At 66.7% G+C, this 26,126-nt stretch carries 8 protein-coding genes and 1 pseudogene; 5 read left to right on the top strand and 4 right to left on the bottom strand.

Annotation, left to right across the window (positions count from 1 at the left end):
* Positions 1 to 6: 6 nt before the first annotated feature.
* Positions 7 to 6,603 carry a non-ribosomal peptide synthetase gene (locus BM019_RS29055; protein WP_092422332.1) on the bottom strand — a complete coding sequence of 2,199 codons (6,597 nt, stop codon included), beginning with the start codon at positions 6,601 to 6,603 and terminating at the stop codon, positions 7 to 9.
* Positions 6,603 to 17,762 (bottom strand): non-ribosomal peptide synthetase, encoded by an 11,160-nt coding sequence (locus BM019_RS29050; RefSeq protein ID WP_092422329.1) that lies wholly within the window; start codon positions 17,760 to 17,762, stop codon positions 6,603 to 6,605. Before BM019_RS29050 ends, BM019_RS29055 begins: the two co-directional genes overlap by 1 nt.
* Positions 17,763 to 17,973: 211 nt before the next feature.
* Here BM019_RS29050 and BM019_RS29045 point away from each other — a divergent pair, with 211 nt between their 5' ends.
* Complete coding sequence (locus BM019_RS29045; protein ID WP_009044816.1) at positions 17,974 to 18,942, top strand: siderophore-interacting protein; 969 nt, start codon at positions 17,974 to 17,976, stop codon at positions 18,940 to 18,942.
* A 346-nt stretch (positions 18,943 to 19,288) separates the two neighbouring features.
* Here the strand turns inward: BM019_RS29045 and BM019_RS29040 are convergent, their stop codons facing one another.
* Positions 19,289 to 20,029, bottom strand: a complete 741-nt coding sequence (locus tag BM019_RS29040; protein ID WP_085533874.1) for a thioesterase II family protein — start codon at positions 20,027 to 20,029, stop codon at positions 19,289 to 19,291.
* Positions 20,030 to 20,340: 311 nt separating this feature from the next.
* Between BM019_RS29040 and BM019_RS29035 the strand changes: the two are divergent.
* Positions 20,341 to 21,473: pseudogene (locus tag BM019_RS29035) on the top strand (cupin-like domain-containing protein).
* A 3-nt stretch (positions 21,474 to 21,476) separates the two neighbouring features.
* On the opposite strand, the gene BM019_RS29030 reads toward BM019_RS29035, so the two are convergent.
* Complete coding sequence (locus tag BM019_RS29030; RefSeq protein ID WP_092422326.1) at positions 21,477 to 22,670, bottom strand: MFS transporter; 1,194 nt, start codon at positions 22,668 to 22,670, stop codon at positions 21,477 to 21,479.
* 131 nt (positions 22,671 to 22,801) lie between these two features.
* Between BM019_RS29030 and BM019_RS29025 the strand changes: the two genes are divergently transcribed.
* From BM019_RS29025 to BM019_RS29015, 3 genes are all read left to right on the top strand, one after another.
* On the top strand, positions 22,802 to 23,389 hold the full coding sequence (locus BM019_RS29025; protein WP_092422323.1) for a TetR/AcrR family transcriptional regulator: 588 nt from the start codon (positions 22,802 to 22,804) through the stop codon (positions 23,387 to 23,389).
* 119 nt (positions 23,390 to 23,508) lie between these two features.
* On the top strand, positions 23,509 to 24,309 hold the full coding sequence (locus tag BM019_RS29020; RefSeq protein ID WP_062825171.1) for a glucose 1-dehydrogenase: 801 nt from the start codon (positions 23,509 to 23,511) through the stop codon (positions 24,307 to 24,309).
* Complete coding sequence (locus BM019_RS29015) at positions 24,302 to 26,122, top strand: glycoside hydrolase family 15 protein (RefSeq protein ID WP_092422320.1); 1,821 nt, start codon at positions 24,302 to 24,304, stop codon at positions 26,120 to 26,122. Before BM019_RS29020 ends, BM019_RS29015 begins: the two co-directional genes overlap by 8 nt.
* The last annotated feature ends 4 nt before the right edge of the window (positions 26,123 to 26,126 follow it).

Below are 26,126 nucleotides of genomic sequence, written 5' to 3'. Positions count from 1 at the left end.
CCTCTCCTAAGAAATTATTTTTTCAAGATCATCAGGAGATAAACGTTTGAGGGCCTCCAAAGATTTAGCCAATTCATCCTGCAGTGAAGAGGTTGTTTCCCGCAGGGCCTGAACCTTCTCGACAAAGGCCGACAGGCTCTCCGCGCCGAACAGCGACTTGATGGGAATATCCACCCCGAACTGCTGCTTGACCCGGGTCACGACCTGGGCCACCAGCAGGGAATGGCCGCCCAGTTCGAAGAAGTTGTCGCTCAGGCCCACCCGGTCCAGTTTCAACACATCCGCCCAGATCGCCGCGACCTGCTGCTCCAGCTCGCTCTGCGGCGCCACATACACCTGCTGCAGCTGCTGCGCATCGACCTTGGGCAGGGCCTTGCGGTCCAGCTTGCCGTTCGGCGTCAGTGGCAGCGCCTCGAGGAACAGCAGGTAAGTCGGCACCATGTAGTCCGGCAGATGTTCTTTCAAGGCAGCCTTGATGCTTTCCCGGAGCGCGGCCTGGGCCTCGACGGCCGCGGTGGTTTCGCTCGGCACGATATAGGCCACCAGTTGCTGGCCGTTTTCACCGTCATGGGCCAGGACGAAGGCTTCACGCACCGCCGCCTGCTGCACCAGCCGTGCCTCGATTTCCCCCAGCTCGATACGGAAGCCGCGGATCTTCACCTGATGGTCGATACGGCCGATGTACTCGATCACCCCATCGGCGCGGTAACGGGTCAGGTCGCCGGTGCGGTACAGCCGGCCACCGTCGCTGGAGAACGGATTGGGCACGAACTTCTCCGCGGTCAGCCCCGGACGCGCCAGGTAACCACGGGTCACCCCGGCTCCGGCCAGATAGAGTTCGCCGGCGCTGCCCACCGGCACCGGTTGCAAATCCGGGCTCAAGATATAGCTCTGGGTATTGCTGATGGCCCGGCCGATATTGGCCTGGCCGCCGGCCTCGCGCCGGGTGTAGGTCGAGTAGGTGGTGTCTTCCGAAGGACCGTACAGGTCGTAGACATGCATCAGCCCCGGCTGCTGGTACAGGTTATCCACCAGGGCCTGCTTCAGCGGCTCGCCCGCCAGGTTGATGATCCGCACGCTGGGCGGAATCTGCCCGCTGCGTTGCAGCGCGGCGATCGCCGAAGGCACGGTGTTGATCAGCCGTACCCGGTCGCGATCGGCCAGTTCCGGCAGTTCCAGGGCGTTGCGCGCCAGGACGATGGAGCCACCGCAGGACAGGGTCACGAACAGCTCCCACACCGACAGGTCGAAGCAGATCGAGGTCGAGGCCAGCACCCCTTGCAGGTCGTCGGTGCTGTACACCCGATTCGACCAGTCGATCAGCGCCAACACGTTGCGATGGGCAATCGCCACGCCCTTGGGCAAGCCGGTGGAACCGGAGGTGTAGATCACATAGGCCAGGTTGTCCGCGGTCGCTCGCGGCGCCGGGTTTTCTAGTGAATAAGCGTCCAGCCAGCCCGGCTGGGCATCCAGTTGCAGGGTCTGCAAAGACTCCACCGCAGGCAGCAGCGACAGCAACGCGCTCTCGGTCAGGAGGATCTGCGCCTGGCTGTCACGCAGCATATGGGCCAGGCGGTCCTGTGGATAATCCGGGTCCAGCGGCACATAGGCGCCCCCGGCCTTGAGCACCGCCAACAGGGCCACGACCATCTGTGGGGTGCGCTGCAAGGCCACTCCGACCCGCACTTCCGGCCCGACACCGAGTTCGATCAGCTTGTGCGCCAGGCGGTTGGCCCGGGCATTGAGTTCCCGGTAGCTCAGGCTTTGCCCGGCAAACAGCAGGGCTTCGGCTTCGGGGGTTTTCCGCGCCTGGGCCTCAACCAGTTGATGCACACCGTGCTCGCTCGGGAACTCGACCGATGCCGGGGCCCACTCATGCAGCAGCTTGTTCTGCTCGGAGGCGGCCAACAGCGGCAAGTCCCCCAGGCGTTGCCGGGGTTGCTGGACAATGCCCTGCAGCAACTGCACCCAGGACTGGGCCAGACGCTCGATGGTCGAAGGTTCGAACAGGTCGGTGGCGTAGGTCAGCGAAGCCCACAGGCCATCGTCGGACTCGAAGGTGTCCAGGGTCAGGTCGAACTGGGTACTGCTCTCCTCGCCGCTGAGCATCTCCACCTGCAAGCCGGGCACCACCAGCCCCCGGGCGCCCTGGCGGGCAGCGGCCTGATGGTTGAACAGCACCTGGAACAACGGGCTGTAGCTTAGACTGCGCTCCGGGTTCAGGGCCTCCACCAACTGTTCGAAAGGCAGGTCCTGGTGCTCCTGGGCTTCCAGGGCACGGCCTTTGACCTGACCAAGGAAGTCACTGAAGCTCGATTGCCCGTCGACCTCGGCCTTGAGCACCTGGGTGTTGACGAAGAAGCCGATCAGGCGCTCGGTCTCGACCCGGTTGCGGTTGGCGGTGGGTACGCCAACGCGGATATCCGCTTGGCCGCTGTAGCGGTGCAGCAGCACCTGGAACGAGGCCAGCAACAGCATGAACAGGGTCACCCCTTCGCGCTGCGCCAGTTGCTTCAAGGCGCCCGGCAACGCGCCGTCCAGGCTGATGCCCAGGCGCGCGCCGCGGTGGCTTTGCTGCAAGGGACGAGGATGGTCCAGTGGCAGGTCCAACACCTGGGTGCCGCCTTCCAGTTGCCGCAGCCAGTAGCCCAATTGACGCTCACGCTCGCCGGCGTCCATCCATTGCCGTTGCCAGGCCGCGTAGTCCGCGTACTGCACCGCCAGCGCCGGCAACTCGGCCGACTGCCCTTGGGCATGGGCGCCATACAGCTGGATCAGCTCCTCGACCATCAGTTGCATCGACCAGCCATCGGAGACGATATGGTGCTGCACCAGCACCAGCACATGCTCGTCCGCCGCCAGGCGCACCAGGGTGGCCCGCAGCAAAGGCCCCTGGCGCAGGTCGAAGGCCTGGCGTACCTGGGCCTCGAGCACCTGCTCGATCAATTGCTCGGCGTTGCCGGCTTGCACCCGCAGGGACAGGTCCTGTCGGTCGATCCGCAAGCGGGCCTGGGCATCGATCACCTGAGTCAGGCCCTGGGGGCCCTCGACAAAGCGCGTACGCAGGGTTTCATGGCGAGCGATCAGGGCATCGAAGCTGCTCTGCAGCGCCGCGTCATCCAGGGCGCCGCGCAGGCGCAGGGCCATGGGGATGTGGTAGGCGCTGCTGTCGGCATCCAGTTGCCAGAGGAACCACTGGCGTTCCTGGGCATAGGAGACCGCCAGGGGCTGCTGGCGATCCACTAGGGGAATCGCTTCCAGCGCTGCCGAGGTTTCAGCTGCCAGCAGACCCACGAAGTGTTCCAGCGACTCGCCTTCGAAGAGCCGTTTGAGAGGCGCCTCGATGCCCAGTTCCTGGCGCAGCCGCGACATCACCTGGGTGGCGAGCAGCGAGTGGCCGCCCAGTTCGAAGAAGTTGTCGCTCAGGCCCACCCGGTCCAGCTTCAGCACCTGGGCCCAGATCCCGGCCACCTGTGCCTCAAGTTCGGTGCGCGGGGCCACATGGGCGCGCTGCCGCAAGCCGCTGTCGACAGCGGGCAAGGCGCCGCGATTGAGCTTGCCGTTGGCGGTCAGCGGCAAGGCCGGCAGGAACAGCACGTGGGCCGGCACCATGTACGCCGGCAGATGCTCGCGCAACCCGGCCTTGAGGTTTTCCCGCAGCGCCAGTTGCGCGTCGGCCAGGGCCGGGTCGTTCCAGGCCAGGTCATTCCAGGTCGGGCCGGCCGGCACCACATAGGCCACCAGTTGCGGACCGTCCGGCCCCTCCTGGGCCAGGACCACCGCCTCGCGCACCGCGGGCAGTTCCAGCAGGCGTGCCTCGATCTCGCCCAGTTCGATGCGGAAACCGCGGATCTTCACCTGATGGTCGATGCGACCGATGTAGCCGATCGAACCATCGGCCTGGTAACGCGCCAGATCGCCGGTACGGTACAGGCGCGCGCCAGGTTCGCCGAAGGGGTCCGGGACAAACCGCGCGGCGCTCAGGTCGCCGCGGTTCAGGTAGCCCCAGGCCAGCCCGGCGCGCCCGACATACAGCTCACCGATGCAACCCTTGGGCACCGGTTGCAGATTGCCGTCCAGCAGGTACCAGGACATGTCGGGAATCAGCTCGCCGATCGGACTGGCCCCCGCCAGCGTCACGTCCGCCCGGGACAGCGGGCGGTAGGTGACATGCACCGTGGTTTCGGTGATGCCGTACATGTTCACCAGCTGCGGCTGGCGGTCGCCGAAACGCTGGAACCAGGGTTGCAGGGTATTGACCTCCAGGGCCTCGCCGCCGAACACGATGTAGCGCAGCGCATGCCCCTGTTCGGCGGCGCAGGCCACGTGCATCAACTGGCGGAAGGCCGACGGCGTCTGGTTGAGCACTGTGACCCCTTCGGCGCAGAGCAGCGGGTAGAAGTCCTGGGCCGAGCGCGCCACCTCCTGGGGCACGATCAACAGGCGCCCGCCATGCATCAGGGCGCCAAAGATCTCCCACACGGAGAAGTCGAAGGCATAGGAATGGAACAGGCTCCAGACATCCCGCGGGCCGAAGCGGAACCAGTCGGCGGTCGCCGCGAACAGCCGCAGCACGTTGTGATGGGGCTGCAAGGTGCCCTTGGGCTTGCCGGTGGAGCCGGAGGTATAGATCACATAGGCCAGGTCCTGCGGGGTCACCCCGACCTCGGGGTTGTGCACCCCGTAGTCCGTAAGTGGCTGCTCAAGCAACAGGGTGCTGCCGGCAAATGCCGGCAGCCCCTGCCGCAGAGGCGCCTGGGTCAGCAGCAGCCTGATGCCGCTGTCCTGCATCATGTGTTGCAGACGGTCCTGGGGATAGGCCGGGTCCAGCGGCACATAGGCACCGCCGGCCTTGAGGATCGCCAGCAGGGCGATCAGCATCTCCAGGCCACGCTCCGCCGCCAGCCCCACCAGCACATTGGGCCCCACGCCCTGCTCGATGAGCTTGTGCGCCAGGCGGTTGGCCCGTTCATTGAGCTGCCGGTAGTCCAGGTGCTGCCCCTGGAACGTCAGGGCGATGGCCTCGGGCGCCTGCGCCGCCTGCGCCTCGATCAGCTGGTGCACGCAGGCCGCCGAGGGGAATGCCTGCGGCTGCGGATTCCACTGGGCCACGATCCCCGCCTGCTCCCCGGCGTCGAGCATCGGCAACAGGTCGATGCGCTGCTCGGGCTGGCGGACCATGCCCTGCAGCAATTGGCGCCAGTGGCCGGCCATCTGCTCGATGGTCGCGGCATCGAATACATCGGTCGCATAGATCAGCGCAGCGGCGATCCGGCCCTGGGTCTCGACGGTGTCCAGGGTCAGGTCGAACTGCGCCGACTGCCCCGCCGAGTCCAGGGCTTCGATGCTCAGGCCCGGCAAGTTGAGGGCGCCGGCTGGAGCCGCGGCCTCGACCTGATGGTTGAACATCACCTGGAACAGCGGGTTGTGGCTCAGGCTGCGCTCCGGTTGCAGCGCCTCCACCAATTGCTCGAAAGGCAGGTCCTGATGCGCCTGGGCCGCCAGGGCAGTTTGCCGCACCTGCTGCAACAGTTGGCTGAAGGACATCTGCCCGTCGATCTCGGCCTTGAGCACCTGGGTATTGACGAAGAAGCCGATCAGGCGCTCGGTCTCGACCCGGTTGCGGTTGGCGATGGGCACGCCGACGCGGATATCGGCCTGGCCGCTGTAGCGGTGCAGCAAGGTCTGGAACGAGGCCAGCAACAGCATGAACAGGGTCACCCCTTCACGCTGGGCCAGGCTGCCCAGGGCTTCACTCAACGGCTGCTCCAAAATCAGCTCCAAGCGCGCGCCGCGATGGCTCTGGACGGCCGGGCGCGGACGATCCAGCGGCAGTTCCAGCAGGGGCTGCTCGCCCCCCAACTGCGTGGTCCAGTAGGCCAGTTGCCGCTCCTTCTCACCGGCTTCCATCCAGTTGCGCTGCCAGATGGCGTAGTCGGCGTAGTGGATCGGCAGTGGCGGCAGCTGGGGCTGTTGCCCCTGGCTGTAGCCGATGTAGAGGCTCATCAGTTCATCCACCATGACCTGCATCGACCAGCCATCGGAAACGATATGGTGCTGGGCCAGGACCAGCACATGGTCGTCCTCGGCCACTCGCAACAGGCCGACCCTGAGCAAAGGCCCTTGCAGCAGATCGAACAACTGCCGGGTCTGGGCCTGCACGAAGCCCTGCACCGCGCTGTCGATCTCGCGTTCATCGGCCATGGCCGGCAACGACTGGCGGGCGATTTCCAGGCGCACCTCGGGCAGCACCACTTGCACCGCCGCGTCGGCGTCCTCGACGAAATGCGTGCGCAGGCTTTCATGACGGGCAATCAATGTGTCGAAGCTGCGCTGCAAGGCCTCCACGTCCAGCCGGCCACGCAGGCGCAGGGCCTTGGGGATGTGATAGGCAATGCTGTCCGGCGCCAGTTGCCAGAGAAACCACTGGCGTTGCTGGGCATAGGAAAGCGGCAGGCGCGCCTGGCCCAGGCGCACCTGCGGAATCGGCAGGTTGGCCGGGGAAATGCCCTGCTCCAGCATCTTCTGCAGGTAGACCTTGCGCTTCTCCAGCGGCAGCAGGATGAAGCCTTTGACAATCTTCAGCGCGGTGGCGTTATCCATTACACGGCCTCCATTTCGTCGAGCAACAGCGCCAGCGCACTCAGGTCGGCGCCCTGCGCCTGGCCCGGGGCCTGCTGCAACTGGCTGACGAACAGCCCCAGGGTTGGAAATTCGAACGCCATCTGCACACTGACTTGACGCCCAAGCTTGAGCTGGACTCGAGAGACCATCGCGGTTACCAACAAGGAATGCCCACCTGATTCAAAGAAGTTATCGTTCATGCCCACTCGCTCGACTTCGAGCACCTCGGCCCAGATCGCCGCGACCTGTTGTTCCAGCTCGCTCTGCGGCGCGACATAGGCCTGCTGCAACAGGCTGGCGTCGGCCTTGGGCAGGGCCTTGCGGTCCAGCTTGCCGTTGGGGCTCAGCGGCAGCGCTTCCAGGAACAGCAGGTGCGCCGGCAGCATGTAGTCCGGCAGCACCGCCTTGAGCGCCGCTTTCAACTCGTCGCGCAACCGGGCCTGGTCGTCCTGGCTCTGCGCCGCGACGCCTTCTGCGGCGACCAGATAAGCCACCAACTGCGGACCACCGGCCGCCTCCTGGGCCAGCACCACGGCTTCACGCACCTGGGGCAGCTCCAGCAGACGGGCTTCGATCTCGCCCATCTCGATACGGAAACCGCGGATCTTCACCTGATGGTCGATACGCCCGGCGTAATCGATCACGCCCTCGGCGTCGTAGCGCGCCAGGTCACCGGAGCGATACAGGCGCCCGCCGTCCTGGCTGAACGGGTCGGGGATGAAACGCTCCGCCGTGAGACCTGGGCGATCGTGGTAACCCCGGGCCAGCAGCTCGCCGCCGATCATCAGCTCGCCGGTGGCGCCCTTGAGGGTCAGGTTGCCGCTGTTGTCCAGCAGGTAGATGGAACGGCCCGGCAGGCCCTTGCCCAGGGGGATCTGGCTCGGCAGGGTTGCCTCGTCCCGCAGGTAGCGGCTGCAGTCATGGGCGGTGACACTCACCGTGGCCTCGGTGGGCCCGTAGGTATTGAGCAGGCAAACGTCCTTCAACCCGGCCTTTTTCCACGCGGCCACGCCTTCGGCCGCCATGGCTTCGCCGCCCAGGTTGAGCTGGCGCAGGCGCCCGAAGTCCCGGGGTTCGCGGCTGGCGTAATCCTTGCCGAGCATGAACCAGTAGGCGGTGCTCAAGTCGACGATGCTGATGCCCTGCCCGATCAGCTCACGGTAGAAGGTCTCGCTGTCCCACAGGTCCTTGCCACGGATCACCACCGAGGCGCCGCAGATCAGCGCCGGGTACAGCTGCTCGACGAAGGCGTCGAAGTTGAAGGTGGAGAACTGCAGCCCACGGTCCTCGGCGGTCATCTTGAAATAATCCCGGGAAACCTGGGCGTGCCGGCTCAAGGCAGCGTGGCTGATATCCACGCCCTTGGGCCGCCCGGTGGAACCGGAGGTGTACATCACGTACGCCAGGTTGTCGGCCTGGGCCCGCGACCGCGGATTGTCCAGGGGGTAGCCGTGCAGGCTGTGCTCATGCAGGTCCAGGCACAGGTGCGGCACCGCTACGCCGTCCTTCAAGCGTTCAAGCAATGGCGCCTGGGTCAGCAAGAGCTGGATGCCGCTGTCCTGCATCATGTAGTGCAGGCGGTCCTGGGGGTATTCAGGGTCCAGCGGCACGTAGGCGCCACCGGCCTTGAGCACCGCCAGCAGGCCGACAATCATGTCCAGCCCGCGCTCCACGGCGATACCGACCCGGACATCCGGACCGATGCCCTGCTCGATCAGCTTGTGGGCCAGTTGGTTGGCCCGCTGGTTGAACTGGCCGTAGCTCAGTTGCCGGCCATCACACAGCAGTGCCACGGCATCCGGGGTGCGCTGGGCCTGGGCCTCGATCAACTGATGGACAGACTGCGGCGCCAGGTCCCGCGCCGGAGTCCGGCCGCGCTGCTCATCGATCAGCCGACGCTCGGTGGCGCCAAGCAACGACAGCTCGCCGAGGCTGCCCTGCGGGCTCGCCAGCATGCCCATGAGCAGTTGCTCCAGGTAGCCGGCCAGTTGCTGGATGTCCGCCTGGGCAAAATGCTCGCGGGCATAGCTGTAGTCGAAGGCCAGGGTCTGCCCCAGGTAGACCGACAGGGTCAACGGGTAGTTGGTCTGCTCGTGGTTGGCCGCCACGCCGAAGCTCAACTGCGCCGGAGCGCCTTGTGCCAGGGCTTCGGACACCGGGTAGTTCTCGAACACCAGGATGTTGTCGAACAGGGCTTCGCCCCCCAGGCCGGCCCAGCGCTGCACGTCATACAACGGCGTGTGCTCGAAATCGCGCAGGGCCAGGTTGCGTTCCTGCACCAGCTGTAGCCAGGCGCTGGCGGCCATGTCCGGCCGCGGCGAGGCCAGCACCGGCAGGGTGTTGATAAACAGGCCGATCTGCTGCTCCACGCCTTTGAGTTCCGCGGGACGCCCGGACACCGTGGCGCCGAACACCACCGTGTCCTGCCCGGTGTAGCGTTGCAGCAACAACAGCCAGGCGGCTTGCACCAGGGTGTTGACCGTGACCTTCTGCTGGCGGGCGAACTCGCTCAAGCGCTGGGTCTGCTGCTCGTCCAACTGCTGCTGGTAAGCCCCATGGCCTTTGTCCACGGTGCTCTGCCCGCTGCGGTGGATGGCCTGGGCCAGGCGGGTCGGCTCGTCCAGGGCCGCCAGTTGCTCTTTCCAGAAACGCTCGCCGGCCTGGGCATCCTGACGCTGCAACCAAGCGATGTAATCGCGGTAGCGGCCAGGCGCCGCCCCCGCCGATTGCCCCGAGTAACGTTGCAGCACTTCGCCCAACAACCGCGAGTTGCTCCAGCCGTCCATGAGGATGTGATGGTTGGTGTAGATCAGGTGATAGCGCTGGTCGTCGAGACGCACCAGGGTCAGGCGCAGCAACGGCGCCGCCGCCAGGTCGAAACCGCGCTGACGCTCCTGTTCGGCCAGGGCGTCCAGGTCCTCGGCCGCCGATGCCACGGCACGCCAGTCATGCACGACACAATCCAGGGCGATGCGCTTGTGCACCACCTGGATCGGCGCCGGCAACTCGCCCTGCCAGAGGAAACCGCTGCGCAGGATATCGTGACGGTCGATGGCCTCTTGCCAAGCCTGCTGGAAGCGCTCGGGATCGAGCCCGTCCACATCCACCCGCAGCTGGTTGATGTAGTCGCCGCCCTGCTGCTCGTACAGGGTGTGGAACAGCATGCCCTGCTGCATCGGCGACAGCGGATAGAGGTCCTCGACCTGGGCCAGGGACAGCGGCAGGCGATCCAGTTGCTGCTGGCTCAGGCCCGCCAGCGGGAAGTCCGACGGCGTCACGCCACGGTGCTCGGGCTGGCTGCAATGCTCGATCAGTGCCTTGAGTTCCTCGGCGTAGTCATCCGCCAGGCGCTGGATGGTCGAGCGCTCGAACATTGTCTGGCTGAAGCTCCAGCCCAGCTTCAACTGACCGCCATAGACCTGGCCATTGATGCTTAGCCAGTTGCCCAGCGGGGCCTCGGCACTCTGGTCTGCGCCCTTGGCTTCGGCGCTTGGGGCAAACCAGGCATCCGGCTCGTCGAAGCTGGCGTCGAACTGGCCCAGGTAATTGAAGGTGATGCGCGGTACGGCCAGCGCCGCCAGGGTTGCCTGGGCATTGGCATCCCCCAGGTAACGCAGGGCGCCAAAGCCGATGCCCTTGTTCGGCACGGCACGCAGTTGCTCTTTGATCTGCTTGATCGAGTCGGCCAGGGCCGCCTGCGGTGTCAGCTTGACCGGGAACACGCTGGTGAACCAACCCACGGTGCGGCTCAGGTCGATGTTGTCGAACAACTCTTCGCGGCCATGGCCTTCCAGTTGCACCAGGGCACTGTCGCTACCGGTCCAGCGGGTGATGACTCGGGCCAGCGCGGTCAACAGCAGGTCGTTGATCTGGGTGCGGTAGGCCGCCGGGGCATCCTGCAGCAGGCGCTGGGTATAGGCCTGATCCAGCTCGGTGCTGACGCTCAGGGCATCCTTGATCGCCACCCGGTCCGTTACCCGGTCGCAGGGCAGGCCCGACTCGACGCCCTGCAACTGCGCCTGCCAGTAACCCAGCTCCCGCTGCAGCGCCGTGCTGCTGGCATAGGCTTGCAGTTGCCCGGCCCAGGCCTGGGTCGAGCTGGTCTTGGCCGGCAGTCGGATGGCTTGCCCGGCCGCTTGCTGCACCAGGGCCCGATGCAGGTCTTCCAGCAGCACCCGCCAGGACACGCCGTCCACCACCAGGTGATGGATCGCCAACAACAGACGCTGGCTGCCGTCCTGCAAGGTGCAGAGCACGGCACGCAGCAAAGGCCCCTGTTGCAGATTGAGGCTGCGTTGCGCCGCGTCGCACAGCGTTTGCAGTGAATCCTCAGTGGCGTCGTCCACCAGCCACAGCAGCGCATCGGCTTGCATCGCGGCCAACGGTGCCGAAGTCACCGGCGCCGACGGCGCATAAGTCGCGCTCCAGGCTGCGCCTGCCTCGACAAAATTCAGGCGCAGGCCGTCGTGGTGTTCGAGCAAGGCGTGCAAGGCGTGCTCCAGCGCCTTGGCACTCAGGGCTTTCAGCGGCTTGAGCAACACCGATTGGTTCCAGTGATGACGCTCCGGCACCGGGGTGTCGAAGAACCACTGCTGGATCGGCAGCAACGCCATCTGGCCACGCACCGGGCCCTGGTCGATCTGCAACCCGCCCTCGCCCTGCTCCGCCACCGTGGCCAGCCCCTGCACCGTCTGGTGCTGGAACAGGTCTTTCGGGGTGAAACGGATACCGGCCTGACGCGCGCGGCTGACCACCTGGATCGAGATGATCGAGTCGCCGCCCAGCTCGAAGAAGTTGTCGGTGACGCCCACCTGCTCCAGCTTCAGCACATCGGCCCAGATCGCGGCGATCTGCTGTTCCAGGTCGTTTTGCGGCGCTACGTAGGTCTGCTGCATCAGCTGCGCATCGACCTTGGGCAACGACTTGCGGTCCAGCTTGCCGTTCGGTGTCAGCGGCAGCGCTTCGAGGAACAGCAGGTAAGTCGGCACCATGTAGTCCGGCAGGTTTTCCCGCAGGCGGGCCTTGATGCTTTCCCGCAGTTGCGCCTGGCGCTCGTTGCTCGAAGTAACCTGCGCGTCCACCGGCACGATGTAGCCCACCAGTTGCTGGCCACTCGGCCCGGGCTGGGCAATCACCGCCACTTCCAGTACTGGGTCCTGCTCCAGCAGCCGTGCCTCGATCTCGCCCAGTTCGATACGGAAGCCGCGCACCTTGACCTGATGGTCGACACGACCGACGTACTCCACCAGACCGTCGGTGCGGTAGCGGGTCAGGTCGCCGCTGCGGTACAGCCGCGCCCCCGTGGTGCTGTAAGGGTCGGGAATAAAACGTTCCGCTGTCAGCCCTGGCCGGTCCAAGTAACCCCGGGCTACACCGAGGCCACCCAGGTACAGCTCGCCCGCCACCCCAACCGGCAATAGGTTGAGGTTGGCATCGGCCACGTAGGCGCTGCGATTGCCGACGATATTGCCGATCGGCGCGTAGGCCGCATCACACAGATCGCCAGCCTTGGCCTTCCAGATCAACGGGGTGACCACGGTTTCGGTCGGGCCATAACCGTTGAAGATGTACTTGGGCCGCAACACGCGCCAGGCCAGGTCGTAGCTGGCCTGGGGCACTGCGTCGCCGCCGAAGCAGTAGACCCGCACCGCCGGCGGGTTGCCGTCGCGCTCGGCGTGCACCGCCAGCTGTTGCAGGTACACCGGCGGGAACACCCCCACGGTGACGCCATAACGGTGCATCTGCTCATAGGTGAATTCCGGCGACCACAGGCTGTCATCACGGATCAGCACGCTGGCACCGTAGATCAGCGGGTGCATCCAGCCTTCGTGAGAGCCGTCGAAAGCGAAGGACATAAAGTGCAACTCGCAGTCCGCCGGGCTCATTTCATAGCGTTCGCCAGTGGCCAGGCTGTGCATGGCCAACGGACCGTGGGAAACCGCCACGCCCTTCGGCAGGCCGGTGGAGCCGGAGGTGTAGATCACGTAGGCGAGGTTTTCCTCGGCCAGGGTCACCTCCGGGCTGGTCGTCGGGTAAGCCGCGAAGTCAGCCGCGCCTTCGACGCTGAGGGTCGGCAGCCCTTCAGGAATCGGCAGGCGCTCCAGCAAATGGCTTTGGGTCAACAGCAGCCACGCGCCGCTGTCCTGCATCATGTAGCGCAGGCGGTCCTGGGGGTATTCGATATCCAGTGGCACATAAACCCCACCGGCCTTGAGCACCGCAAGGAAGGCCACCATGATTTCCGTGCAACGCGGCATGGCGATGGCCACCCGGACTTCCGGACCGACGCCCAGCTCGATCAACTTGTGCGCCAGCTGGTTGGCCTGAATATCCAGCTCGCGATAGCTCAGGCGCTGTTCGGCGAACAACACCGCCGGCGCCTCTGGCGCCCTGGCCGCCTGGTCGGCGAACAGTTGGTGGACAAAACGGTTAGTTGGATAGACCACATCAGTGTGATCCCAGTCCTGGCGAATCCGCCCCTGCTCCTCCCGGCCCAGCATCGGCAGCTCGCCAATCGCCTGTCGCGGTTCGAGCATGCCTTGCAGCAGGTTGCGCCAGTGATCGGCAAAACCCTCGATGGTCGACACCTCGAACAACTCAGCGGCATAGATGAACGACGCGTTGATCCCGGCGTCGGTCTCCAGGGTTTCCAGGGTCAGGTCGAATTGCGCGGTACCGCCCTGCAGGACCATCTCCTCGGCCTGCAGGCCCGGCAGGCTCGCGCCGTCGGCGCTTTCCCCGGCAATGCTCAGGTGGTTGTACATCACCTGGAACAGCGGGTTCTGGTCCAGCGCGCGCTGGGGCTTGAGCGCATCCACCAGGCGATCGAACGGCAGGTCCTGATGGGCCTGGGCAGCCAGGGCCGTGGCCTTGACCTGGCGCAGCAACTGCCCCACCGCCAGGTTCGGCGCCAGGTCGACGCGCATCACCAGGGTGTTGACGAAGAAGCCCATCACGCCTTCCATTTCCTGGTGGCGACGGTTGCTGACCGGCACGCCGATACGGATATCGGGCTGATCGCAATAGCGGTGCAGCAGCAGGGCGAACGAGCCGAGGAACAGCTGGAACAGGGTCATGTCATGCTCGCGCGCCAGGCGCCGCAGGCCCTGCTCCAGGTCCAGCGGCAGGCGCAAACCCAGGCGTTCCTGGCGATGGCTCACCAGGGCCTGGCGCGGATGGTCCACCGGCAGTTCCAGCACCGGGTGCTCCAGCCCCAGCTGCTCGCGCCAGTAATCCAGTTGCCGCTGCTGCTCGCCCTGCTCGAGCCAGGCCCGGTGCCAGCTGGCGTAGTCGGCGTACTGCACGCTCAGTTCATCGAACCGCGGCGCCTGCCCCTGGATGAACCCCCGGTAGAGGGCGACGAATTCCCGGGCCAGCACACTCATGGAGGCGCCATCGGAAATGATGTGGTGCAGGGTCACCACCAGCAGGCAGTCCTGCTCGGCGATCTGCAACACCCGGGCCCGGCACAGGGGGCCGCGCTCCAGGTCGAACAGCACCTGGGTTTCTTCCAGGGCCCTGGCCTCGACCGCCTCGCGGGACAGGTCCGGGGCCAGGCGTTCCCAGGCCAGGGTAATTTCACCCTGGGGGTGCACTACCTGGCACAGGCTGTCCTGGTGCTGGGTAAAGGTGGTGCGGAAGGCTTCATGGCGTCGGGCCAGGGCGTCGAAGCTGTGCTGCAGCGCCTGCCGGTCCAGCGCCCCCTGGAGCCGGACCACGATCGGCGTGTGGTAGGCGGTGCTCTGGGGATGCATCTGCCAGAACAGCCACTGCCGCTGCTGGGCATGGGACGCCGGCAATGGCTCGTCGCGCCCTAGCGCCTCGATCAGCGACAGCGAACCCGCGCCGGCGCAAGCCTGCACCTGCTCGACGAACTCATCCAGGCGCGCGGTCTCGAACAGCACCCGCAGCGGCACCTCCGCCGCCAGCAGCCGGCGGACCCGGGAAATGATCTGGGTGGCCAGCAACGAATGCCCGCCCAGGGCGAAGAAGTTGTCGCTCAGGCCCACCCGCTCGACCTTGAGCACGTCCTGCCAGATCGCCGCGATGCCCCGCTGCAACTCGCTGACCGGGGCAACGTAGACCGCGACCGGCGCCTGTTGCTGCAACGGCGGCAAGGCCCGCAGGTCGAGCTTGCCGTTGGCGGTCAACGGCATGCCTTCCAGGGCCATGAAATGCATCGGCAGCATGTAGTCGGGCAACGCCACCGCCAACTGCCGGCGAATCTCCTGCCAGGCCGCTTCCGGCTCCTGGACACTGGCTTTGGCCAGCACCACATAAGCCGCCACTTGCGGCTCATCCGCCACGCTGACCACCTGCGCCACGGCGTCCTCGACCTGCGGCAACTGCTTGAGCGCCGCGGTGATTTCCCCCAGCTCGATGCGGTAGCCGCGAATCTTCACCTGGTGATCGATGCGCCCCAGGTAATCGATGACTCCGCCATCGAGGTAGCGCGCCAGGTCACCGGTGCGGTACAGCCGCTGCCCGTCGGCGCTGAAAGGGTCGGGAACGAAACGCTCGGCGGTCAAGGCCGGCCGGCGGTGGTAGCCCCGCGCCAGGCCGGCGCCCCCCAGGTACAGCTCGGCCGGGGTGCCGGGCGCCACGGGCTGCAACGAGGCATCCAGGACCCGGGCGCGAACGTTGGCCAGCGGCTGGCCCAGGGGCACCACCGCCACGGCCTGATCCACGGCAGCGGCGGCCAGGGTCAGGGCGCCGACCGTGGTTTCCGTCGGGCCGTAGTGGTTGAACACCGCGCACTGCGGCGCCAGGGCCGCGATCTTTCTGACCAGCGCCGCCGGGCAGGCTTCGCCGCCCAGCACCAGGCACTGCCTTGGCAGGGCACGGGCCGGCTCCGCGCCGCCCATCAGCGCCTGCAAATGCGAAGGGACGATCTTCAGCACATCGATTTGCCGGGAGTCCAGGTAGGCCGAAAAGGCCTCGGCGTCCAGGCCGGTATCCAGGTCGATCACATGCAGGCAGCTGCCGGAGCACAGGGCGCCAAACAGCGTGGTATGCCCCAGGTCGGCGGCAATGGTGGAGACCACCGCCATGTTGCGCGCGGCCCCCAGCGGCAGGCGCGCCAGGATCGCCTGCACGTAGTTGGCCAGGGCTGCGTGGGTGATGGTGACGCCCTTGGCGGCCCCGGTGGAACCGGAGGTGTAGATCGAATAGGCCAGGTGCCCGGCCTCGACCCGCGGCAACGGCGCCTGCGAATCGCTGGCCGGCGCCCAGCTGTCCGGCTGGTCCAGCAACAGCACGCTGACCTGGGCCGCCAGCGGCAGCCGCGCCTGCACCGCGGTCTCGCTCAGCAGCAGGGCAACGCCGCTGTCTTGCAGCATGTAGCGCAAGCGTTGCTCGGGGTACTGGGTATCCAGCGGCACATAGGCACCGCCGGCCTTGAGCACCGCCAGCAGGCCCACCACCATCTCCAGGGAGCGCTCCACGGCAATCCCCACCAGCACCTCGGGGCCCACGCCACGCAGTACCAGGGCCGCGGCCAGGCGCGCGGCGCGCTGATCCAGCTGGCGGTAACTCAGGCACTGCTCGCCGAACACCAGGGCCGGGGCCTCGGGCCGTACGCGCACCTGCTCAGCGAACAGCTCGAGCACCGAAACGGCGGCGAACGCCTCATGCGCACCGACGCCCTGGGCCAGGGTGGCCTGGCGTTGTTCGGGGCTGAGCAGCGGCAGCTCGGCGATCGCCGAACGCGGCTCACGCACCATCGCCCACAGCAGGTTCTGCCAGTGGCCGGCCATGCGCTCGACGGTCCGTTCCTCGAACAGCTGGCAGTCATAGGTGAAGGCGGCCTGCAGCCGGCCACCGCGCTCGAAGGTGTCCAGGGTCAGGTCGAACTGCACCGTGCGTTCGTTGCGCGCCAGGGCCTGCACCTCAAGACCGGAGCGGCTGCGCAGGGTGGTCAGCTCGGTGACCTGCGGCTGGTGGTTGTAGAGCACCTGGAACAGCGGGCTGTGGCTCAGGCTGCGCTCGAGTTGCAGGGCCTCCACCAGCCGCTCGAAAGGCAGCTCCTGGTGGGCCTGCGCGCCCAGGGTGGTCTCGCGGATATCCGCCAGCAGTTGCTCCACCGTCAAGTGCGGGCTCAACTCGCTGCGCAGCACCTGGGTGTTGACGAAGAAGCCGATCAGCCCTTCGGCTTCCTGGCGCGTGCGGTTGGCGATAGGCACGCCCACGCGGATGTCCTGCTGGCCGCTGTAGCGCGCCAGCAGCAGCTTGAAACCGGCCAGCAGCACGGCGAACAGGGTCACCCCCTGCTGTCGCGCCAGGGCGCCCAGTTGCTGGGCCAGGTCCGGCGCCAGCTCGAAGTCCAGGCGCCGCCCCTGGCGGCTGGAATGAGCCTGGCGCGGATGATCGGTGGGCAGCCTGAGCACCGGATGCTCGTCCCCGAGCTTGGCCCGCCAGTACGCCAGCTGCCGCTCCTGCTCCCCCGCCTCCAGCCAGCTGCGCTGCCACAGGGCGTAGTCGCGGTACTGGATCGGCAGGGCCGGCGCGCTCGGCGCCGCGCCCTGGAGCAGCGCGTCGTAGGCTTGCAGGAACTCCTCGATCAGCACGCCCATGGACCAGCCGTCGGCGACGATATGGTGCAAGGTCAGCAGCATGACGTGCTCCTGCTCCCCCAATCCCAGCACACAGACCCGCAACAGCGGCCCCTGCTGCAGATCGAAGGGCCGGCGCGCCTCGGCGTCGGCCCGCTGCCGCACGCTGGCCTCGCGCAGCGCAGGGTCAAGGTCGCTCAGTTCCTGGTAATCGATGCTCACTTGGGTCGTCAGGATGACCTGCCGCGGCTCGTCCTGCTCCAGGCGGAACACCGTGCGCAGGCTTTCATGGCGCTCCAGCAGCCAGTCGAAGGCCCGGGCCAGCACCGCCCGATCCAGCGGCCCGCTCAGGCGTACCGCGTTGGGCAGGTTGTAGGCCGCACTCTGCGGGTCCAGCTGCCAGAGAAACCACATGCGCTGCTGCGCGTAGGACAACGCCTGGCGGTCAGGCACTGCGACCCCCGCGGGAATGGGCAGCAGAGAGAAGTCGACGCCTTCCTTGTCCAGAGCCTTCAAGAACAGCCGGCGCTTTTCCAGCGGCAGTTCAATGAATCTACGGGCGAGCTTCAAGGAGTCTTCGGCATTCATCGGGGGTCATCCGTACTTGCGTGTGGGGTATCGAGCATTGGCTCGGTCATCCCTACGGAACGGATGAAGGCCCGGGAAAATTAACCCCGCGCGCCACGCCGGCCGCCAACCCCAGGGCCGCCCAGGACAGGCCGACCAGCGGCGCCGACGGTAAATCGGACCCACCCCCCTTCGTTCCTTGCTTATCCCCCCTTGCAACAGGTACCCGCCCATGTCCTCCGCTCAATCGCTGACCGACATCCTCACCCAAGGCTTGCGCAAACTGACGGGCATCGACCGGCCCAGACCCAAGGGCTACCGGGTGATCAACGTCGAGCTCAAGCGGCGCATCGTCCTCAGCCCGTCCCTGGTGCGCCTGGTGTTCGCCGGCGAGGACATCGCCCAGGCCCGCACCCTGGCCCCGGACCAGCGCATCAAGCTGCTGTTCCCCGGCGCCGACGGCAGCGCCCCGCAACTGCCGGTGGAAGGTGACTGGCACGCCGCCCGGCGCAAGCTGCCGGCCGAGCAGCAGCCGCCGATGCGCACCTACACCATCCGCGCCCTGCGCCTGCTGCCGGCGGAGCTGGATGTGGACTTCGTGCTGCACGGGGTCAACGGCCCCGCGTCCAGCTGGGCCACCCACGCCCGGCCCGGCGACCGCCTGCAGATGGTGGTGCCGAACAAGGCCTACAGCGGCGATCCCGGCGGTTATGAATGGATGCCGCCGGCAGATATCCGCAAAGTGCTGCTGATGGGCGATGAAACCGCCCTGCCGGCCATTGCCGGGATTCTCGAGGAGCTGCAGGAGTATCCGGATTACCCGGACGTGCAGGCATTTATCGAAGTGCCCCACGAAAGCGACTGCATCGACTTGCGCTGCAACCCCCAGACCCGACTCAACTGGCTGCCGCGGGACCTGTTGGGCGCCCAGCACGGGGAAACCCTGATCCATGCCGCCCGGGAGCTGGCCGAGCTGCCGCCGCCCCACACCGCGCACCGGCCGATCAAGGTCCGCGAGGGCGACGAAGAACAACGCCCCTGGGAGACCGCCACGCCCGCCGACAACAGCTTCTATGCCTGGGTGGCCGGCGAGTCCGCCACGGTGATGAGCATCCGCCGCCACCTGATCAACGAACGCGGCCAGGAACGCCGCAACCTGACCCTGATGGGCTACTGGCGCCTGGGCACGTCGTTGGGCTGACAGATCTGCCTGGGCCTTGAGAGCGCCGCGGCCGTGCCGGCCGTTCGCAGCCTGCGGCAGCGGCTACACCCACTTCCTGTAGCCGCTGTCGAGCCCGCGAGGCTGCGATAAGGCCCGCAGGGCCTTTGCTTGACGATCTTGCGATGGGCCACCGAGAACGCCGCGGCCGTGCCGGCCGTTCGCAGCCTGCGGCAGCGGCTACACCCACTCCTGTAGCCGCTGCCGAGCCCGCGAGGCTGCGATAAGGCCCGCGGGGCCTTGCTTGACGATCTTGCGATGGGGCCACCGAGAGCGCCGTGGCCGTACCGGCCGTTCGCAGCCTGCGGCAGCGGCTACATTGCCTGGCTCAGGAAACCGCGGTTTCGCGTTGCAGGTGACGCCGACGATGCACCTCAAGGTGGCCCTTGATCAGGCTCAGGACCCTGGCTTCGTGTTCGTGGATAAAGAAGTGCCCGCCCGCCAGCATGTCCACGGAGAAGCTGCCCTGGGTCTCCTTCCTCCAGCCAATCAACTGTTCGGTGGTGGCCCGGTCGGCCTTGCCTCCCAGGACATGCACCGGACAGTTCAGCAACGGTCGCTGCAGCGGGCGAAAACGGCCACACAGGAGAAAGTCGGCGCGCAGGATCGGCAGGGTCAGGCTCATCAACTCCTGGTTGGCCAACACCTCTTCACTGGTGCCATTGAGGGTGCGCAGCTGTTCGATCAGTTGTTCGTCCGTCTTGGGGTCGGCAAAACCCCGGTCGTAGTCGGTGCGCAGGGTCGGCGCCGCGGTTCCCGAAGCGAACAGCGCCACCGGTTCCGGACCACCCAGGGCCCGCAGGGCGTGGGCCAGCTCGCAGGCCAGCAGCGCCCCCAGGCTATGGCCGAACAAGGCATAGGGCGCACGCAGGCCCGCGCGAACTTCCAGCGCCAGTTGCCGCGCCAGCTCGCGCATGTCGGTGGCCAGCGGCTCGGCATAACGGGCGCCCCGCCCGGGCAGTTCCACCGGCTGCAACTTCAGCCATTCGGGCAGCTTGCGCCGCCAGCGGCTGTAGACCATGGCGCTGGCTCCGGAATACGGCAGGCACAGCAACGTCAGCTGGGTCACGGTGTTCCCCTTGAGAAAAATGATGGTAAAGACTGGACGTGCCACCTGGCCGGCAAATTAGTGCGGCAGCCCGCCTGACGCCCATCTGCAGGAGCAGCCGGTCGACACCCGATTGCTCGCGATGGTCGTTAACGACACCGCGTCTTGCATTGGATAAACGCAGTGTTCTCAGGTTCATCGCGAGCAAGCTTCGCTCCTACAATAGATCCCCTTCGCTTGACCGGTCGTCATTGAGTCAGTCGTCCCCATAAATTTCCCGATACAGCCTTCGTTCTCTGCTGCAGATCAAACCGCAAACAAGAGAGATCGCCGTGGACTTGCAGACCATTCTGTCAAAGCTGTTCGCCAATGCCGGTGCCGTGGGAATCGAAGGCACCTTTCAATTCGTGTTCGGTCCACAACTGGCATTCTGGTCAGAGGTCCAGGCGCACAGCCGCACCGAAGCCGGCCGGCATCCGACGCCTGATGTCACCATCGAGGTCGCCCAGGCCGACTTTCTCGGGATCATGGGCGGCAGCGCCAACGTCGAGGAACTGTTCGCCAGCGGCCGCCTGAAGATCGGCGGCAACATGGGCCTGGCCACGCTGCTGCCGCAGATCATCGACCATGCGCGGCATGGCGGTGGCGCGCTGGAAAAGAAAGTCGAGATGAACACCCGCTACCCCACCCCGCCGCGCTACAGCGAACAAGTCTCGGCCGGCCTGCCGACCCAGCGCACGGTGGAACGGCGTCCGCGCAGCGGGCTGTCGGTGGAGGAGTTCAGGACGCGTTACCTGCCCCAGGGCATTCCCGTGGTGATCAGCGATGCCCTGCAGGACTGGCCGCTGTTCCAGCTCAGCCGCGAAGAATCGCTGGTGCACTTCGCCGAACTGCAAGGCATCACCCGCCACGGCGACTACGTGAAGAAGACCTTTTCCACCGAGCGTGACTTTCGCTCCACCTCCATGGCCGAGTTCATCGCCTCGCTGGACAACCCGGCGCCGAAAAACGCCGACGGCGAACCGCCCGCCTACATGGGCAACAACATCCTGCCGGCGCAGTTGCTGGAGCAGATCCAGTACCCGCCCTACTTCGACCGCTCGCTGTTCATCCCGCCACGGATCTGGATCGGCCCCAAGGGCACCCTGACCCCGCTGCACCGCGACGACACCGACAACCTGTTCGCCCAGGTCTGGAGAAGTCCTTCATCCTCGCCGCGCCCCACCACCGTGAGGCCCTGGGCACCTGGTCGACCGCGCCCCAGGGCGGGCTCGACGGTTGCGAGGTCAACCCGGACGCGCCGGACTACCAGCGTTTTCCGGCGTCGCGGGACGTGACCTTCCTGCGGGTCATCCTGGAAGCCGGCGACCTGCTGTTCCTGCCCGAGGGCTGGTTCCACCAGGTGCAGTCGGTATCCACCTCGCTGTCGGTGAATTTCTGGGTCAACTCCGGGCGCGGCTGGTAAGGCTCAGGCGACCGCCGGCTGGCCCCGGGTCAGCCGGCGCCAGCTCTGCACCGCCGTCCCCAGCACCACCACTCCTGCCGCCTGCGCTACCCAGAAGCCGCTGCGCGCGCCAAAGGCATCCACCAGCCAGCCGGAACTGGCGGCGCCGATGGCCACGCCGATGCTGACCCCGGTGACCAGCCAGGTCAGGCCTTCGGTGAGCTTGGCCGGTGGAACTATGTTCTCGACCAGGGCCATGGCGACGATCAGGGTCGGGGCGAAGAACAGGCCGGAGACGAACACCGCCAGGGACAGGCCGAAGATATTGCTCGCCAGCAGCAATGGCAGGGTGGTCACGGCGGTGGCGATGCCGCCGTACATGAACAGTCGCGGCAGCGGGATATTCAGTTTCAGCGCGCCGAAGGCGATGCCCGCCAGGCAGGAACCGATGGCGTACACCGACAGCACGATGCTCGCCGCCGCGGGTTGCCCCTGCTGCTGGGCGAACGCCACGCTGACCACATCCACCACGCCGACGATCATGCCCATGGCGATCATCAGCAGCACCAGCAGCTGCAACTCCAGCGAACGGATGATCGACACGTCGTGCCGGGCCTCATGGGGATGCACCGGCGGCTCGGTCGCCCGTTGCGCCACCAGCGCGGTGACGCCGATCGCCAGCATCAGCAGCGCCGCCAGCGGCCCGGCCTCGGGGAAGGCCGCCACGCACAGCCCCACCGATAACGGCGGGCCGACGATAAAGCACACCTCATCGAGCACCGATTCCAGGGCATAGGCGGTCTGCAACTGTGGCTGGCCGCGGTACAGCTCGGTCCAGCGGGCGCGAACCATGGCCGGCATGCTCGGCATGCAGCCGGCCAGGGCGGCGAACAGGAACAGCGTCCAGTGCGGCGTCTGCAAGCGGGTGCACAGCAGCAACGCCAGCAGTGCCCCGCCGCCCACACCGGCGGCGATCGGCAGTACCCGGCCCTGGCCGAAACGGTCGACCATGCGCGACACCTGGGGCGCGCAGAAGGCCGTGGCCAGAGCGAAGGTCGCCGCCACCGCACCGGCCAGCGCGTAGCCGCCCTTGAGCTGGGCCAGCATGGTGATCAGGCCGATGCCGGTCATCGACATCGGCATCCGCGCAATCATCCCCGCCACCACGAAAGCGCGGCTGCCGGGGGCGTTGAACAGTTCGCGGTAAGGGTTTGCCATTGTCATCACACCTTGTTTGAGGCTTGCCAGAAATGCACCGCAAGGCAAAATACATACGGTGCGTATGTGAGAAAGCATGAGAACATACGCGGCGTATGTCAATCCATGTATCAGCTGTGTGAGTGCCCGCCATGAGCCCGCGTCAACGCGCCGAGATGATCGAAGAAACCCGCAGCAAACTCATCGCCAGTGCCCGCCAGTCCTTTGGCAGCCTGGGCTATGCCAACACCTCGATGGACGAGCTGACGGCCGAGGCGGGCCTGACCCGAGGTGCCTTGTATCACCATTTCGGCGACAAGAAAGGCCTGCTGGCAGCGGTGGTGGAACAGCTCGACGCCGAGATGGACCAGCGCCTGGAGGCAATCTCGCGCGGCACCGACGACCTCTGGGCCGCCTTCGTCCAGCGCTGCCGCACCTACCTGGAAATGGCCCAGGAAGCGGAGATCCAGCGCATCGTCCTGCAGGATGCGCGCGCGGTACTCGGCGACCTGACCGAGGCCAGCGAGGAGCAGTGCGTGGCGTCCTTGAGCACGCTGCTGGATGAGCTGATGCAGGCCGGCCTGGTGGTCAACGCCCCCAGCGAAGCCCTGGCGCGCCTGATCAACGGCAGCCTGCTCGACGCTTCGCTGTGGATCGCCCGGGACGAGCATCTGGGGCAACGATTGCAGCAGGCACTGGCCGGGCTGGAGGCGCTGCTGCAGGGCTTGCGGGTGCGCTGAGCCCTGGCGCCGGATGCTTGGCACCGGCCCCGCCCTCCTCCGGGACTTCGTAACTGCGGTGAACTCCTGCCCGCTCTAGCCAGTCAGCTGAACAGGCTCTCCGGTTAAGGTGCGTGCTCATGAATATCTCCCTGAACCAACAAGTCGCCCTGGTCACCGGCGCCAGTTCCGGCATCGGCGCCGCGGCGGCCACCGCCCTGGCCGCGGCCGGGGCCTCGGTGGTGCTCAATTACCATCGGCAGGCGGCGCCCGCGGAAAAACTCGCCGCCGATATCAACGCCTGCGGCGGCCGGGCCATTGCCGTGGGCGCCGACATCTCCCAGGAAGACCAGGTCCAGCACCTGTTCGACAAGGCCCTGGAAGCCTTCGGTTTCCTCGATATCCTGGTGGCCAACTCGGGCCTGCAAAAAGACGCCGCCACGGTGGACATGACCCTGGAGGACTGGAACCAGGTGATCAGCGTCAACCTCACCGGCCAGTTCCTCTGCGCCCGCGCCGCCCTGCGCATTTTCCATCGCCAGGGCATCCGCAGCGGCGTGTCGCGCGCCGCCGGCAAGATCATTCACATGAGCTCGGTGCACCAGCGGATTCCCTGGGCCGGGCACGTCAACTACGCGGCGTCCAAGGGCGGCGTGGACATGCTGATGCGCAGCCTGGCCCAGGAAGTCAGCCACCAGCGCATCCGTGTCAATGCCATTGCCCCGGGCGCGATCGCCACGCCGCTCAATCGCAAGGCCACCGAGGGCGCGGCCGAGCGCAAGCTGCTCGAGCTGATTCCCTACGGGCGCATCGGCGACGTCAAGGACGTGGCCAACGCCGTGGTCTGGCTGGCCAGCGATGCGTCCGACTACGTGCTCGGCAGCACCCTGGTGATCGATGGCGGCATGAGCCTGTACCCGGAGTTTCGCGACCATGGCTGACACTGAACGACAGGCGCCGATCGACGCCCACGGCATCATCGGCGACCTGCGCAGCGCCGCGCTGGTCAACGACAAGGGCAGCGTGGATTTTTTCTGCTGGCCGGAGTTCGACAGCCCGTCGATCTTCTGCTCGCTGCTCGACACCCCGGACGCCGGCATCTTTCAGCTGGCGCCGGACCTGCCCGACGCCCGCCACGAACAGATCTACCTGCCCGACAGCAACGTCCTGCAGACCCGCTGGCTGAGCGAGCGGGCGGTGGTCGAAGTCACCGACCTGCTGGCCATCGGCGACAGCGAGGACGACCTGCCGCTGTTGATCCGCCGGGTGCGGGTGGTCAGCGGCCGCACCACCCTGCGCCTGCGCTGCGCGGTGCGCCATGACTATGCCCGCGCCCCCACCCGCGCGCGGCTGGACGGCGACGCGGTGTGCTTCGAGGCCGAGCGGCAGCCGGGGCTGCGCCTGGTGGCCAGCCAGCCCCTGCGCATCGACCGGCAGGCGGCGGTGGCGGAGTTCGAGCTGGAACAGGGGCAGAGCGCCGAATTCATGCTGGGCGGGCTCGACGATCCGCGGCTGGTCACAGGCGGCAGCGACCTGTGCCTGGAACGCACCCTAAAGTTCTGGCGCGACTGGATCGGCCAGTCCAACTACCGCGGCCGCTGGCGCGAAATGGTCAACCGCTCGGCCCTGGCGCTGAAGCTGCTGACCTCGCGCAAGCACGGGGCGATCCTCGCCGCCGCCACCTTCGGCCTGCCGGAAACCCCGGGCGGCGAACGCAACTGGGATTACCGCTACACCTGGATCCGCGACGCGTCGTTCACCGTCTACGCCTTCATGCGCCTGGGCTTCGTCGAGGAGGCCAACGCCTATATGCGCTGGCTGCGCGGGCGGGTCAGCGACTGCCGTGGCCAGCCGGCCAAGCTGAATATCCTGTACGCCATCGACGGCCGCCAGCAGCTGCCGGAAACCCAACTGCCGCACCTGTCCGGACATGGCGGCGCGACGCCGGTGCGTATCGGCAACCAGGCCTATGAACAGGTCCAGCTGGACATCTTCGGCGAGCTGCTGGACGCGGTGTACCTGGTCAACAAATACGGCGAGGCGATTTCCCACGAAGGCTGGAAACACGTGGTGGACGTGGTGGACCAGGTCTGCAGCAGCTGGGACGGCGAGGATGTGGGCATCTGGGAAATGCGCGGCGAGCAGCATCATTTCCTGCATTCGCGGCTGATGTGCTGGGTCGCCCTGGACCGGGCCATCCGCCTCGCCTCCAAGCGCTCGCTGCCGGCGCCGTTCGCCCGCTGGGACCAGACCCGCCAGGCGATCTACGACGATATCTGGAGCAACTTCTGGAACGCCGAAGGCGGGCATTTCGTCCAGTGCCGGGGCGGCACCGCGCTGGACGGTTCGATGCTGCTGATGCCGCTGGTGCGCTTCGTCGGCGCCCGCGACCCGCGCTGGCTGGCGACCCTGGAAGCCATCGAGAAGACCCTGGTGCGCGACGGCATGGTCTACCGCTACCGCAACGAAGACAGCCAGATCGACGGCCTGGCCGGCACCGAAGGCGCATTCGCCGCCTGCTCGTTCTGGTACGTCGAATGCCTGGCCCGCGCCGGCCGACTGGACCAGGCCCACCTGGAGTTCGAGCAACTGCTGCGCTACGCCAACCCTCTGGGGCTGTACGCCGAAGAGTTCGACAGCCATGCCCGGCACCTGGGCAACACCCCCCAGGCACTGACCCACCTGGCCTTGATCAGCGCGGCGAGTTTTCTCGATCGCCGGCTCAGTGGCGAGAAGATCCTCTGGCAGCCTTGACCCG

The sequence above is a fragment of the Pseudomonas sp. NFPP07 genome, assembly GCF_900115645.1.
GTDB classification, from domain to species: domain Bacteria; phylum Pseudomonadota; class Gammaproteobacteria; order Pseudomonadales; family Pseudomonadaceae; genus Aquipseudomonas; species Aquipseudomonas chlororaphis.
The sequence above is the reverse complement of the archived record's forward strand: the minus strand, read 5'-3'. Positions and strand labels throughout refer to the sequence as shown.